We start from the raw sequence: 14,442 nt of genomic DNA, 5'->3' as shown, positions 1-14,442 counted from the left end.
TGAAAAGTGCTCAAAAAAGCGGTAAATTTTGCCCGTTTTGTGAGAATTCTCTTGATTATTACTCGCAAAATAACGCTTATTGCCGGTTGGCTGAACCAGAAGCCGCAATCAGTGTCTGACTGAGTCAGAACCGCTACACCGTCCCCGGAGCCACCGCGTTACATGAACAAAGTTAAATCGCTATCACAGCAGAATTTATCGTTATTGTTAGCGATCTATATCGGCATCTTTCTAAACCTGTCCGTTTTTTATCGCCGTTTTGATTCGCTGGCGCACGGCATTCAGGGAATTAAGCTTATTTCGGCGGTGACGGAAGTCATCGCTATCGTCCTGTTCACGTTCTTCATCATGCGGCTGGTATCGCTCGGCGGCCGGCTGTTTTATCGCATCGTCGCCTCGCTGCTGGTGCTGATTTCGGTTGCCGCCAGCTACTACATGACGTTTTTCAACGTGGTGATCGGCTACGGCATCGTGGTGTCGGTGATGACCACCGATATCGATCTGTCGAAAGAGGTGGTGGGCCTGCATTTCGTGCTGTGGATGGTGGCGCTCAGCGCCTTGCCGCTGCTGCTGATCTGGAAAAACAGCCTGCGCTTCACCCTGATCGAACAGCTGAAAACCCCCGGTCACCGCATCAAACCGCTGCTGGTGTTGTTGGCGGTGGTAGCGTTGGTCTGGCTGCCGCTGCGCATGCTGGACGACGAGCAAAGCGTGCAGGAGAAGCTCGCCAACGTCGATCTGCCGAGCTACGGCGGCGTGGTGGCGCACTCGTACCTGCCGTCTAACTGGCTGTCGGCGCTGGGGCTGTTCGCCTATACCCGCTATGACGAAAGTCAGGATCAGAGCACGCTGTTCGATCCGGGCAAACACTTTACCTATGTGCCGCCGGCGGACATCGACGATACCTACGTGGTGTTCATCATCGGCGAGACCACGCGCTGGGATCACATGGGCATGCTGGGCTACGAGCGCGACACTACCCCGCGCCTGTCGAAAGAGAAGAATCTGGTGGCGTTCCGCGGCGAGTCGTGCGACACCGCCACCAAGCTGTCGCTGCGCTGCATGTTCGTGCGCGAAGGCGGCACCGAGGACAACCCGCAGCGCACGCTGAAAGAGCAAAACGTGTTCGCGGTGATGAAGGAACTGGGCTTCTCTTCCGAGCTGTTCGCCATGCAGAGTGAGGTGTGGTTCTACAACAACACCGAGGTGAACAACTATTCGTTCCGCGAGATGATCGCGTCCGAGAAGCGCAACGACGGCAAGGCGGTCGACGATATGCTGCTGGTGGACGAAATGAAGGAGTCGCTGGCGCGTTATCCGAAGGGCAAACACCTGGTGATCCTGCATACCAAAGGCTCGCACTACCTGTACTCGCAGCGTTATCCGCGCAGCTATGCGCGCTATCAGCCGGAGTGCATGGGGGTGGATGACTCCTGCACCAAGGCGCAGCTGATCAACGCCTTCGACAATACGGTGCTGTATACCGACAGCTTTATCAGTAATGTGATCGACCAGGTGCGGGACAAGAAGGCCATCGTGTTCTATGCCGCCGATCACGGCGAGTCGATCGGCGAGAATACGCACCTGCACGGCACGCCGCGCGAAATGGCGCCGCCGGAACAATTCCGCGTGCCGATGATGGTGTGGGCGTCGGACAAGTTCCTCGAGAACCCGCAGCACCTCAGCGCCTTTGAGCAACTGCAGGCGCAGCAACGCATCGGCAGAACGCATCGCCACGTCGAGCTGTTCGACACCATCCTCGGTTGCCTCGGCTACACCTCGCCGAACGGCGGCATCGTGGATAAAAACAACTGGTGCCATCTCCCGCAGAATAAAACGGCACCTGCCAGCCTGTAATCCCTCCCGCCGGGTGCCTTGCGCACCCGGTAATTTCCGCCAATACATTCTCTTCATCAATTATTCCGGTGTGTGCATACGGTATACTTGCGCACTTCCCCTTCTAACCGGAGATTTCCATGACCCTGCGCGTGGCGTTTATCGACGATCATGACATTGTGCGTTCGGGCTTTGTGCAGCTGCTGTCGCTGGAGGCCGATATTCAGGTAGTGGGCGAGTTCAGCAGCGCGGCGCAGGCGCGCGCCGGCCTGCCGGGGCTGGAGGCGGAAATCTGCATTTGCGACATTTCGATGCCCGACGGCAGCGGGTTGGATCTGCTGGCGGACATTCCCTCCGGCATCCGCGTGGTGATGCTGTCGATGCACGATAATCCGGCGCTGGTGGAAATGGCGCTGGAACGCGGCGCCAGCGGCTTTCTCTCCAAGCGCTGCAAGCCGGAAGATCTGATCACCGCCGTGCGCACCGTCGCCGGCGGCGGCGTCTATCTGATGCCGGAAATCGCCCAGCAGCTGGCGCGGGTGAAGGTGGATCCGTTGACCCGCCGCGAGCGCGAGATCGCGCTATTGCTGGCGCAGGGCCAGGAGGTGCGCGAGATCGCCGCCGCGCTGGGGCTGTCGCCGAAGACGGTGCATGTGCATCGCGCCAACCTGTTCGCCAAGCTGGGCATCACCAATAACGTTGAGCTGGCCAGACGGATGCTGAACCTGTGACGCAGCGTCTGATCACCCAGCTGGCGCTGTTCTTCATTTATGCCGCCAGCGCATTTTGCCTGTGGGGCATTGGCACCGCGCTGATCGACCCGCCCTGGCAGGCGCTGTTGCTGTTCCCGTTCGGCCTGCGCATGGGCATTTTGCTGCAGAGCCCGTACCGTTTCTGGCCGGGGATCCTGCTGGCCGACCTGCTGCTGATGGCGCTGCTGGCGGACCAGTACGGCTACGGCCCGGCGCTGTGGGCGTCGGTGGCGGTGCTGGTGCTGACGGTGCTGCTCAGCCTGTTGGCCTCGCCGTGGCTGCTGCGCCATCAGCAGAGCGACAGCGAATGGCGCTGGCCGCTGTTGCAGGGCGCGGTGGTCGCCGCCGCCGCTTTGCTGCAGGCGCTTGTGTGGCAGCTGGTGAGCGGCGAAGGCGCCCGCGCGCTGCTGCTCGGCCTGACCGGCGGTTTCACCATCGCGCCGACCTGCCTGCTGTTGTGGCACTATCTGGCGCGCCAAATCTGGGTGCCGCTGGAGCCGGGGCTGATCCACAAGCCGGTGGAGCTGCGCCTGGGCCACCTGGCCAGTTATCTGCTGCTGTTTGCATTCAGCATCTGGCTGCAGCAGCAGGTTAACGCCGCCGAGCTGCGCCGCTTTGCGCCTTTCTGCCTGGCGATCCCGATCGTGTTCATGTCTTACCGTTATGGCTGGCAGGGCGCGCTGTTGGCGACGCTGCTCAACGGCGTGGCGTTGATGGTCAACGAGCCGCCGCAGCCCGAGTCGCACCGCGACTTGCTGTTGTCGCTGCTGGCCCAGAGCCTGACCGGGCTGCTGCTGGGCGCCGGTATTCAGCGCCAGCGCGAACTGAATCAGCAGCTGCGGCTGCGGCTGGCGGAGAACCGGCAGCTGGCCCGGGCGCTGGTGACGGCGGAGGAACAAACCCGGCGCGAGGTGGCGCGCGAGCTGCACGATGAAGTGGGGCAGACCATCACCGTGATCCGCACACAGGCCAGCATCGTTAAACGCCTGGCGCCGGAGCCGGCGGTGATCGGCTGCGCCGACACCATCGATGCGTTAGCGCTGCGGGTCTACGATGGGGTGCACGATGTGCTGACCCAGCTGTGGCCGGCGGCGCTGAACAACCTGCCGCTGTCGGCGGCGGTGGCGGCGATGCTGCGGGAGTCGCTGCCGCAGGACGCCTCGTTGGTGAGCAGCATGCAGTGGCAGGTGCCGGACGAACTGCTGGATGAAACGCTGAAAATCACGCTGTACCGGGTGTGCCAGGAAGGGGTGACCAATGTGTGCCGCCACGCCGGCGCCAGCCGCCTGGAATTGGACGCGCGTCTGCAGCCGCGCAAAGGCGCCGCGCCGCAGATTGCCTTGACCATCCGCGATAACGGCGTGGGCTTCGATGCGGACCACCATCAGCCGGGGTACGGCCTGCGCGGCATGCAGGAGCGCATCAGCGCTCTCGGCGGCAGCCTGCGGCTCACCTCTGAGCGGGGCGCCTGTTTGAGTGTGATCTTGCCCACAGTTTCACCGGCGCAAGCGCAAAACTAGGAAAAACTCCTAACCGCGTCGGGAATCCGGCGTAAGCCTCCCGCGCGCGCGGGGAGCATCATAGCGGCACTTTATTCAATCCTCTGAGGTTCCACATGTGGTCTTTCCTTAAAAGCCGCCCGGATGCGCCGCAGGTCACCGATCAACGGCAGATCGACGCCAGCTACAAGTACTGGCGCATCCAGCTGATGTGCACCATGTACATCGGCTACGCCGCGTTTTACTTCACGCGCAAAAGCTTCAACTTCATCATGCCGGCGATGCTGAGCGATCTGGGCCTGACGATGTCCGACGTCGGCATCCTCGGCACGCTGTTCTACATCACCTACGGCTGCTCGAAATTCATTTCCGGCATGATCAGCGATCGCTCCAACCCGCGTTACTTTATGGGGCTGGGCCTGATCATGACCGGGGTGCTGAATATCTTCTTCGGCCTCAGTTCGTCGCTGCTGATGCTCGGCACGCTGTGGATCCTCAATGCCTTCTTCCAGGGTTGGGGCTGGCCGCCGTGCTCCAAAATCCTCACCAGCTGGTATTCGCGCTCCGAGCGCGGCAGCTGGTGGGCGATTTGGAACACTTCGCACAACGTTGGCGGCGCGCTGATCCCGCTGCTGGTGGGCTTTATCTCGCTGCACTTCAGCTGGCGTTACGGCATGATCATTCCCGGCATCATCGGCGTGGTGCTCGGCCTGCTGATGTGCTGGCGCCTGCGCGACAAGCCCTCCACCCTGGGGCTGCCGAGCGTCGGCAAATGGCGCAACGACGCCATGGAGCTGGTGCAGGAATCGGAAGGCCAGGGGCTGAGCAACCGCGAGATCATCAAGCGCTACGTGCTGACCAACAAGTACATCTGGCTGCTGGCGGTCTCTTACGTGCTGGTGTACATCGTGCGCACCGCGATCAACGACTGGGGCAACCTCTACCTGACGCAGGAAAAGGGCTATTCGCTGATGACCGCCAACTCGGCCATTTCGCTGTTTGAAGTGGGCGGCTTTATCGGTTCGCTGGTGGCCGGTTGGGGTTCCGACAAGCTGTTCCGCGGCAACCGCGGCCCGATGAACCTGATCTTCGCCATCGGCATCTTCCTGTCGGTGGCGGCGCTGTGGCTGATGCCGGGCGTCACCTACCTGCTGCAGGCCTGCTGCTTCTTCGCCATCGGCTTCTTCATCTTCGGCCCGCAGATGCTGATCGGCATGGCGGCGGCGGAGTGCTCGCATAAAGATGCGGCGGGCGCGGCGACCGGTTTCGTCGGCCTGTTCGCCTACCTGGGCGCGGCGCTGTCCGGCTACCCGATCGCGCGGGTGATGGAAATCTGGCACTGGAACGGTTTCTTTGTGGTGATTTCCATCGCCGCCTGCCTGTCGGCGCTGTTCCTGCTGCCGTTCCTGCGTGCGCAGACGCCGGTGCTGAAAACCGCCAAAGCCTGAGTAAAATGCGCTGCGCAACCCCCGGCGCAGCGCATTATGGCGCTTTTATCACCACTTGAAATGCAGGGGAAAAAAAGTGATTGACGCCTATAACCGCCAGCAGTAAGATGCGCCCCGCATCGGCGAGTAGCGCAGCTTGGTAGCGCAACTGGTTTGGGACCAGTGGGTCGGAGGTTCGAATCCTCTCTCGCCGACCACCATTCGAAAAACCTGCTTTTTAAAGCAGGTTTTTTTTCGCCTGCGGTTTATGAGGATGAGTACCTCCGCAGGAGGTTCGAGCCTCGCGAAGCGAGACAACGTTGCTTTAGCAACGGCCCGCAGGGCGCGCATCAACGATGCGCGTAATCCTCTCTCGCCGACCACCATTCGAAAAACCTGCTTTTAAAGCAGGTTTTTTTTCGCCTGCGGTTTATGAGGATGAGCACCTCCTACGATACGACCGGCTTCGCTTTATGGCACGTGTCAATCCGCCAGCCTCGTGAAATATATTTATCCTTTACGCTTAATTAATTCAAACTCCTTATTCCAGTTAGGTTCTTTTTCTCATATTTAAATAAATTCACTCTTGCTGAATAAAACCCAGTTGATAGCGCTCTTGTTTTTACGCCTTTTTTATTTATAGTCTGAATGTACGCGGCGGGAATGATTTTTTTCCGTTACGTGGAAAAACGCTGTTTTTATTTGTTGACTTTAATCTTCGTGGATTATTGCGGAATTTTTTCGCTTCGGCAATGCGTAGCGACGATTAACTCTTTTATGTTTATCCTCTCGGAATAAAGGAATCAGTTATGCGCAAATTTAATAAACCGCTGTTGGCGCTGTTGATCGGCAGCACGCTGTGTTCCGCGGCGCAGGCCGCCGCGCCGGGCAAGCCGACCATCGCCTGGGGCAACACCAAGTTCGCCATCGTTGAAGTTGACCAGGCGGCTACCGCTTATAATAATTTGGTGAAGGTAAAAAATGCCGCCGATGTTTCCGTCTCCTGGAATTTATGGAATGGCGACGCGGGCACGACGGCCAAGATTTTATTAAATGGCAAAGAGGCGTGGAGCGGCCCTTCAACCGGTTCTTCCGGTACGGCGAATTTTAAAGTCAATAAAGGCGGCCGTTATCAAATGCAGGTGGCATTGTGCAATGCCGACGGCTGCACCGCCAGCGACGCCACTGAAATTGTGGTGGCCGACACCGACGGCAGCCATTTGGCGCCGTTGAAAGAGCCGCTGCTGGAAAAGAATAAACCGTATAAACAGAATTCCGGCAAAGTGGTCGGTTCTTATTTCGTCGAGTGGGGGGTTTACGGGCGCAATTTCACCGTCGATAAGATCCCGGCGCAAAACCTGACCCACCTGCTGTACGGCTTTATCCCAATCTGCGGCGGCAACGGCATCAACGACAGCCTGAAAGAGATTGAAGGCAGCTTCCAGGCGCTGCAGCGCTCCTGCCAGGGCCGCGAGGATTTCAAAGTCTCCATCCACGATCCGTTCGCCGCGCTGCAAAAAGCGCAGAAGGGCGTCACCGCCTGGGATGACCCCTATAAGGGCAACTTTGGCCAGCTGATGGCGCTGAAGCAGGCGCGTCCCGATCTGAAAATCCTGCCGTCGATCGGCGGCTGGACGTTGTCCGACCCGTTCTTCTTCATGGGCGACAAGGTGAAGCGCGATCGCTTCGTCGGCTCGGTGAAAGAGTTCCTGCAGACCTGGAAGTTCTTCGACGGCGTGGATATCGACTGGGAATTCCCGGGCGGCAAAGGCGCCAACCCGAATCTGGGCAGCCCTCAGGACGGGGAAACTTATGTGCTGCTGATGAAAGAACTGCGGGCGATGCTGGATCAGCTGTCGGCGGAAACCGGCCGCAAGTATGAGCTGACCTCCGCCATCAGCGCCGGCAAGGACAAGATCGACAAGGTGGCATACAACGTCGCGCAGAACTCGATGGATCACATCTTCCTGATGAGCTACGACTTCTACGGCGCCTTCGATCTGAAAAACCTGGGGCATCAGACCGCGCTGAATGCGCCGGCCTGGAAACCGGACACCGCCTACACCACGGTGAACGGTGTGAATGCGCTGCTGGCGCAGGGCGTCAAGCCGGGCAAGATCGTCGTCGGCACCGCCATGTATGGCCGCGGTTGGACCGGGGTGAACGGCTACCAGAACAACATTCCGTTCACCGGCACCGCCACCGGGCCGGTCAAAGGCACCTGGGAGAACGGCATCGTGGACTACCGCCAGATCGCCAGCCAGTTCATGAGCGGCGAGTGGCAGTACACCTACGACGCCACGGCGGAAGCGCCTTACGTGTTCAAACCTTCCACCGGCGATCTGATCACCTTTGACGATGCCCGCTCGGTGCAGGCCAAAGGCAAGTACGTGTTGGATAAGCAGCTGGGCGGCCTATTCTCCTGGGAGATCGACGCGGACAACGGCGATATTCTCAACAGCATGAACGCCAGCCTGGGCAACAGCGCCGGCGTTCAATAATCGGTTGCAGTGCGTTGCCGGGGGATATCCTTTCGCCCCCGGCTTTTTCGCCGCCGAAAGTTTTTTTACGCCGCACAGATTGTGGGCCTGCCCGGCGAAAAATGCGCTCATCGGACTCACCCTTTTGGGTAATCCTTCAGCATTTCCTTCTGTCTTTAACGGCGATCACAAAAATAACCGTTCAGATATTCATCGTTCAGCAACAAAGTTTTGGGGTTTTTTAGCGGAGTTTAAAACCAGTAAATTTATCAGGGTCAGACCAATGCGCTAAAAATGACCGCTTAGCATAAATTTTCATGCTGGAACTGTTAACAAAAGGTTTTTTTTATGTTTGTTTGCTGTTTCTCACAGTCTGCGTAAATCCCCACTGGTTATATTGACGACACCCCAAACAGTTGGCAACTTGATAGCCTCAGGGGTAAGAGCGAGAGTTGTTTGAGTGAATTCCACGCGCTCAGACGTCCCCGTCGCGATGCGTTCCATCCGGCATCCTCTCATCGTACGCCTTCTGCCTTCGGGCGCTGACCGCACAGGCCACGCAATAAAAAATACAGGTCTGGCGGCAATTACACACATCACATCACACAATGGAGCACTAACGATGACACGTTCCTTGGGTAAATCGGGGGTTCTGAAATTCGGCATTGGGCTGATCGCGCTGACCGTGGCGGCCAGCGTACAGGCCAAGACGTTGGTTTACTGTTCTGAAGGTTCCCCGGAAGGGTTCAACCCGCAGCTGTTCACCTCCGGCACCACCTACGACGCCAGTTCGGTACCGATCTACAACCGCCTGGTCGAATTCAAAGTCGGCACCACCGAACTGCAGCCGGGCCTGGCTGAGAAGTGGGACGTCAGCGAAGACGGCAAAACCTATACCTTCCACCTGCGCAAAGGCGTGAAGTGGCAGAGCAGCAAAGATTTCAAACCGACGCGCGACTTCAACGCCGACGACGTGGTGTTCTCCTTCGAACGCCAGTTGGATGCCAATAACGCCTACCACAAAGTGTCCGGCGGCAGTTACGAATACTTTGAAGGCATGGACATGCCGAAGCTGATCGCCAAGATCGAAAAAGTAGACGACAACACCGTGCGTTTCGTGCTGAACCGCCCGGAGGCGCCGTTCCTGGCTGACCTGGGCATGGACTTCGCGTCCATCCTGTCCGCCGAATACGCTGACGTCATGATGAAAGCCGGTACGCCGGAAAAAGTCGACCTGAACCCGATCGGCACCGGCCCGTTCCAGCTGCTGCAATACCAGAAAGACTCCAAAATCCTGTACAAGGCGTTCGACGGTTTCTGGGGCACCAAGCCGAAGATCGATCGTCTGGTGTTCTCCATCACGCCTGACGCTTCCGTGCGTTACGCCAAGCTGCAGAAAAACGAATGCCAGGTGATGCCGTTCCCGAACCCGGCCGATATCGCCCGCATGAAGCAGGACAAATCCATCAACCTGATGGAGCAGCCGGGGCTGAACGTGGGTTACCTGTCGTTCAACACCGAGAAAAAACCGCTGGATAACGTGAAGGTGCGTCAGGCGTTGACCATGGCGGTCAACAAGCAGGCGATCATCGACGCGGTTTATCAGGGCGCGGGCCAGGCGGCCAAGAACCTGATCCCGCCGACCATGTGGGGCTATAACGACGCGGTGCAGGATTACGCTTACGATCCGGCCAAGGCGAAAGAACTGCTGAAAGAAGCGGGCATGGCCGATGGTTTCAGCATCGACCTGTGGGCGATGCCGGTACAGCGTCCTTACAACCCGAACGCGCGCCGCATGGCGGAAATGATCCAGGCCGACTGGGCCAAGATCGGCGTGAAAGCCAAAATCGTGACCTATGAGTGGGGTGAATACCTCAAGCGCGCCAAAGCGGGCGAGCACCAGACGGTGATGATGGGCTGGACCGGCGACAACGGGGATCCGGACAACTTCTTCGCCACGCTGTTCAGCTGCGCGGCGGCAAAAGACGGCTCCAACTACTCCCGCTGGTGCTACAAGCCGTTTGAAGATCTGATTCAACCGGCGCGCGCCGAGTCCAACCACGACAAACGCATCGAACTGTACAAGCAGGCGCAGGTGGTGATGCACGATCAGGCTCCGGCGCTGATCGTCGCGCACTCCACCGTGTATGAGCCTGTGCGTAAGGAAGTGAAGGGCTACGTCGTGGATCCGCTCGGCAAGCATCACTTCGAGAATGTCTCTGTAGACTGATTCCGACCTAAACCGGAGATGCACGAATGGACTTGCAGGGGCGCAACAGGTTTGCGCCTCTGCTGACCAGTCTCCGGCGTATGGCCGTTGGATCGTTCAAAGGCATGTGAGCGTTAATAAGCCTGGCGGACGATGAGCTGCCGGGCATTGATACAGAGAGTTCGGGATATGTTGCAGTTCATACTCCGACGTTTGGGGTTAGTTATCCCAACGTTTATCGGCATTACATTGCTGACTTTTGCATTCGTCCATATGATCCCCGGCGACCCGGTGACCATCATGGCCGGGGAACGCGGTATCTCCGCCGAGCGCCACGCGCAGCTGATGGCGGAAATGGGGCTGGACAAGCCGCTCTATCAACAATATTTCTCCTACGTGTCCAACGTGCTGCACGGCGATCTGGGCACCTCACTCAAAAGCCGCATCTCCGTCTGGAGCGAGTTCGTTCCGCGCTTTCAGGCCACGCTGGAGCTGGGCCTGTGCGCGATGATCTTCGCGGTGCTGGTGGGCATCCCGGTCGGGGTGCTGGCGGCGGTCAAACGCGGCTCGGTCTTCGACCATACCGCGGTGGGCATCTCGCTGACCGGCTATTCGATGCCGATTTTCTGGTGGGGCATGATGCTGATCATGCTGGTGTCGGTGCAGCTTAACCTGACGCCGGTGTCGGGGCGCATCAGCGACACGGTATTCCTCGACGACAGCCACCCGCTGACCGGCTTCATGCTGATAGACACCCTGATCTGGGGCGAACCGGGCGACTTTATCGATGCGGTGATGCACATGATCCTGCCGGCCATCGTGCTGGGCACCATCCCGCTGGCGGTGATCGTGCGCATGACCCGCTCCTCGATGCTGGAGGTGTTGGGCGAAGACTATATCCGCACCGCGCGCGCCAAGGGCGTGAGCCGCATGCGGGTGATCGTCGTTCACGCGCTGCGCAACGCGCTGCTGCCGGTGGTGACGGTGATCGGGCTGCAGGTCGGCACCATGCTGGCCGGCGCCATTCTGACCGAAACCATCTTCTCCTGGCCGGGTCTGGGCCGCTGGCTGATCGATGCGCTGCAGCGCCGTGATTACCCGGTAGTGCAGGGCGGGGTGTTGCTGGTCGCCTGTATGATCATTCTGGTTAACCTGCTGGTAGACGTGCTCTACGGCGTGGTCAACCCGCGTATTCGCCACAAGAAATAAGGGGCGCTCTCATGTCTCAAATCACTGAGTCTGCAGTTAAAGGTGCGCCGAAGCCGATGACCCCGTTTCAGGAGTTCTGGCACTATTTCAAGCGCAATAAAGGGGCCGTGGTCGGCCTGGTGTATATCGTTTTGATGCTGGTGATCGCGCTCGGCGCCGGGGTGCTGGCGCCGCATGCGCCGGCGGACCAGTTCCGCGACGCGCTGCTCAAGCCGCCGGTGTGGCAGGAGGGCGGCAGTTGGCAATACATCCTGGGCACCGACGACGTGGGCCGCGACGTGCTGTCGCGCCTGATGTACGGCGCGCGCCTGTCGCTGCTGGTCGGTTGTCTGGTGGTAGTGTTGTCGCTGGTCATGGGCGTGGTGTTCGGCCTGCTGGCCGGCTACTTCGGCGGCGCGGTGGACGCGGTGATCATGCGCGTCGTCGACATCATGCTGGCCCTGCCGAGCCTGCTGCTGGCGCTGGTGCTGGTGGCGGTATTCGGACCGTCGATCGTCAACGCCTCGCTGGCGCTCACCTTCGTCGCCTTGCCGCACTATGTGCGTCTGACGCGCGCGGCGGTGCTGGCGGAGGTGAACCGCGATTACGTCACCGCTTCGCGGGTGGCGGGCGCCGGCGCGCTGCGTCAGATGTTCGTCAATATTCTGCCTAACTGCCTGGCGCCCTTGATCGTTCAGGCTTCTCTCGGTTTCTCGAACGCCATTCTCGACATGGCCGCTCTCGGCTTTCTGGGCATGGGCGCGCAACCGCCGACGCCGGAGTGGGGCACCATGCTCTCCGACGTGTTGCAGTTCGCGCAAAGCGCCTGGTGGGTAGTGACCTTCCCCGGCCTGGCGATCCTGCTGACGGTGCTGGCATTCAACCTGATGGGGGACGGTTTGCGTGACGCTCTCGACCCCAAACTCAAGCAGTAACAGAGGACGAGAGAGATGGCGTTATTGAATGTAGACAAGCTTTCGGTGCACTTCGGTGACGAAGGCACCCCGTTCCGCGCGGTAGACCGCATCAGTTACAGCGTGGATCAAGGTCAGGTGGTCGGCATCGTCGGCGAATCCGGCTCCGGCAAATCCGTCAGTTCGCTGGCGATCATGGGCCTGATCGATTTTCCCGGCAAAGTGATGGCCGACAAGCTGGAGTTCAACGGCCAGGACTTGCGCAAGATCTCCGAAAAAGAGCGCCGCCAGCTGGTGGGCTCCGAAGTGGCGATGATCTTCCAGGATCCGATGACCAGCCTGAACCCGTGCTACACCGTCGGTTATCAGATTATGGAGGCGCTGAAGGTGCATCAGGGCGGCAACCGCCGCACTCGCCGCCAGCGCGCTATCGACCTGCTGACGCAGGTGGGGATTCCCGATCCGGCCTCGCGGCTGGACGTGTACCCGCACCAGCTTTCCGGCGGCATGAGCCAGCGCGTGATGATCGCCATGGCTATCGCCTGTCGGCCGAAGCTGCTGATCGCCGATGAGCCGACGACCGCGCTCGACGTGACCATCCAGGCGCAGATCATCGAACTGCTGCTGGATCTGCAGCAGCGCGAGAACATGGCGCTGTTGCTCATCACCCACGATCTGGCGCTGGTGGCGGAAGCGGCGCATCACATTATCGTGATGTACGCCGGCCAGGTGGTGGAATCCGGCAAAGCGGCGGAGATTTTCCGCGCGCCGCGCCACCCGTACACCCAGGCGCTGCTGCGCGCGCTGCCGGAGTTCGCCGCCGACAAGGCGCGGCTGGCTTCGCTGCCGGGCGTGGTGCCGGGCAAATACGATCGCCCGACCGGCTGCCTGCTCAATCCGCGTTGTCCGTACGCCAACGAGCGCTGCCGTAACGAGGAGCCGGAACTGCGCAGCATTCCCGGCCGTCAGGTTAAATGTCACACACCGCTGGATGATGCGGGGAGGCCGACCGTATGAGCCAGAATCAACCTTTACTGCAGGCGATCGACCTGAAAAAGCATTACCCGGTGAAAAAGGGCCTGTTCGCGCCGGAGCGGCTGGTCAAGGCGCTGGACGGCGTCTCCTTCACTCTGGAGCGCGGTAAAACGCTGGCGGTGGTCGGTGAGTCGGGCTGCGGCAAATCCACGCTTGGTCGCCTGCTGACGATGATCGAAGTACCGACCGGCGGCGAGCTGTACTACCAGGGACAGGATCTGCTGAAGCCGGACGTTTCCGCCGAGAAATTGCGGCGCCAGAAGATCCAAATCGTGTTCCAGAATCCTTACGGATCGCTCAACCCGCGCAAGAAGGTCGGGCAGATCCTCGAGGAGCCGCTGTTGATCAACACCTCGCTCAGCGCCGCCGAACGGCGGGAAAAAGCGCTGGAGATGATGGCGAAGGTCGGCCTGAAGACCGAGCATTACGATCGCTATCCGCACATGTTCTCCGGCGGCCAGCGTCAGCGTATCGCCATCGCCCGCGGACTGATGTTGAATCCGGACGTGGTGATCGCCGATGAGCCGGTGTCGGCGTTGGACGTGTCGGTGCGCGCGCAGGTGCTGAACCTGATGATGGATCTGCAGCAGGAGCTGGGGCTGTCCTACGTGTTCATCTCGCACGATCTGTCGGTGGTGGAACACATCGCCGATGAAGTGATGGTGATGTACCTGGGCCGCTGCGTGGAAAAGGGCAGCAAAGAGGCGATCTTCAACAACCCGCGCCATCCATACACCCAGGCGCTGCTGTCGGCGACGCCGCGGTTGAACCCGGATATGCGCCGCGAGCGCATCAAGCTGACCGGCGAACTGCCCAGCCCGATGAACCCGCCGCCGGGCTGCGCATTCAATGCCCGCTGCCGCCGCGCCTTCGGCACCTGCGTACAGCTGCAGCCGCAGCTGAAGCAGTACGGTGAGCAGATGGTGGCCTGTTTTGCGGTCGATCAGGACGAACATCCGGGGGCGTAAAGCGTCGGATTTCACCGCATAAACCCACGCCGGCTTAACGCCGGCGTTTTTTATTATTTAATCAATCAGTTAATCGAATCGCTTTTCGGGGCGTTATTGAATGCTTAACGAAAATCTGACGAATGCTTATTTTT

10 protein-coding genes, 1 tRNA gene and 1 other RNA gene are annotated in these 14,442 nt (G+C 59.7%); all 12 read left to right on the top strand.

The genetic code is table 11. The annotated features are described in order from the left end of the window. Positions 1 to 162 precede the first annotated feature (162 nt). Positions 163 to 1,857: a kdo(2)-lipid A phosphoethanolamine 7''-transferase gene (gene eptB, locus J0X03_RS23380; RefSeq protein ID WP_033645066.1), complete on the top strand. Its 1,695-nt coding sequence runs from the start codon at positions 163 to 165 to the stop codon at positions 1,855 to 1,857. Between the two features lie 119 nt (positions 1,858 to 1,976). Then, on the top strand, positions 1,977 to 2,567 hold the full coding sequence (gene uhpA / locus J0X03_RS23375; RefSeq protein ID WP_033645065.1) for a response regulator transcription factor UhpA: 591 nt from the start codon (positions 1,977 to 1,979) through the stop codon (positions 2,565 to 2,567). Beyond that, complete coding sequence (uhpB, locus tag J0X03_RS23370) at positions 2,564 to 4,108, top strand: signal transduction histidine-protein kinase/phosphatase UhpB (RefSeq protein ID WP_033652277.1); 1,545 nt, start codon at positions 2,564 to 2,566, stop codon at positions 4,106 to 4,108. The genes uhpA and uhpB overlap by 4 nt, the downstream gene beginning before the upstream one ends. A gap of 95 nt (positions 4,109 to 4,203) precedes the next feature. Next, positions 4,204 to 5,535 (top strand): MFS transporter, encoded by a 1,332-nt coding sequence (gene uhpC, locus J0X03_RS23365; protein WP_033645063.1) that lies wholly within the window; start codon positions 4,204 to 4,206, stop codon positions 5,533 to 5,535. Between the two features lie 120 nt (positions 5,536 to 5,655). Then, positions 5,656 to 5,732, top strand: a tRNA-Pro gene (locus J0X03_RS23360). A gap of 36 nt (positions 5,733 to 5,768) precedes the next feature. Further along, positions 5,769 to 5,897: non-coding RNA, RtT sRNA (locus tag J0X03_RS23355), on the top strand. A gap of 426 nt (positions 5,898 to 6,323) precedes the next feature. Then, on the top strand, positions 6,324 to 8,015 hold the full coding sequence (gene chiA / locus J0X03_RS23350; protein WP_033645062.1) for a chitinase ChiA: 1,692 nt from the start codon (positions 6,324 to 6,326) through the stop codon (positions 8,013 to 8,015). 601 nt (positions 8,016 to 8,616) lie between these two features. Continuing rightward, entirely contained in the window at positions 8,617 to 10,224 is a 1,608-nt protein-coding gene (gene dppA, locus J0X03_RS23345) for a dipeptide ABC transporter periplasmic-binding protein DppA (RefSeq protein WP_042783430.1), read from the top strand. A 168-nt stretch (positions 10,225 to 10,392) separates the two neighbouring features. Next, complete coding sequence (gene dppB, locus J0X03_RS23340) at positions 10,393 to 11,412, top strand: dipeptide ABC transporter permease DppB (RefSeq protein WP_033645060.1); 1,020 nt, start codon at positions 10,393 to 10,395, stop codon at positions 11,410 to 11,412. Between the two features lie 11 nt (positions 11,413 to 11,423). Then, positions 11,424 to 12,326, top strand: coding sequence for a dipeptide ABC transporter permease DppC (gene dppC, locus J0X03_RS23335; protein ID WP_033645059.1), 903 nt, complete (start codon positions 11,424 to 11,426; stop codon positions 12,324 to 12,326). 15 nt (positions 12,327 to 12,341) lie between these two features. After that, positions 12,342 to 13,322 (top strand): dipeptide ABC transporter ATP-binding protein, encoded by a 981-nt coding sequence (gene dppD, locus J0X03_RS23330; RefSeq protein ID WP_033645058.1) that lies wholly within the window; start codon positions 12,342 to 12,344, stop codon positions 13,320 to 13,322. Next, positions 13,319 to 14,308 (top strand): dipeptide ABC transporter ATP-binding subunit DppF, encoded by a 990-nt coding sequence (dppF, locus tag J0X03_RS23325; RefSeq protein ID WP_015376237.1) that lies wholly within the window; start codon positions 13,319 to 13,321, stop codon positions 14,306 to 14,308. The genes dppD and dppF overlap by 4 nt, the downstream gene beginning before the upstream one ends. Positions 14,309 to 14,442: the final 134 nt, after the last annotated feature.

The organism is Serratia ureilytica (assembly GCF_017309605.1).
Lineage (GTDB): Bacteria > Pseudomonadota > Gammaproteobacteria > Enterobacterales > Enterobacteriaceae > Serratia > Serratia ureilytica.
Note: the sequence above shows the minus strand (reverse complement) of the source record. Positions and strands in the feature narration are given on the sequence as shown.

What these genes read in the sequence shown, in the direction of transcription:
- dppC (WP_033645059.1), top strand. Translation starts at nt 11,424, where the DNA reads ATGTCTCAAATCACTGAGTCTGCAGTTAAAGGTGCGCCGAAGCCGATG.
- chiA (WP_033645062.1), top strand. Translation starts at nt 6,324, where the DNA reads ATGCGCAAATTTAATAAACCGCTGTTGGCGCTGTTGATCGGCAGCACG.
- eptB (WP_033645066.1), top strand. Translation starts at nt 163, where the DNA reads ATGAACAAAGTTAAATCGCTATCACAGCAGAATTTATCGTTATTGTTA.
- uhpC (WP_033645063.1), top strand. Translation starts at nt 4,204, where the DNA reads ATGTGGTCTTTCCTTAAAAGCCGCCCGGATGCGCCGCAGGTCACCGAT.
- dppF (WP_015376237.1), top strand. Translation starts at nt 13,319, where the DNA reads ATGAGCCAGAATCAACCTTTACTGCAGGCGATCGACCTGAAAAAGCAT.
- uhpA (WP_033645065.1), top strand. Translation starts at nt 1,977, where the DNA reads ATGACCCTGCGCGTGGCGTTTATCGACGATCATGACATTGTGCGTTCG.
- dppD (WP_033645058.1), top strand. Translation starts at nt 12,342, where the DNA reads ATGGCGTTATTGAATGTAGACAAGCTTTCGGTGCACTTCGGTGACGAA.
- dppB (WP_033645060.1), top strand. Translation starts at nt 10,393, where the DNA reads ATGTTGCAGTTCATACTCCGACGTTTGGGGTTAGTTATCCCAACGTTT.
- dppA (WP_042783430.1), top strand. Translation starts at nt 8,617, where the DNA reads ATGACACGTTCCTTGGGTAAATCGGGGGTTCTGAAATTCGGCATTGGG.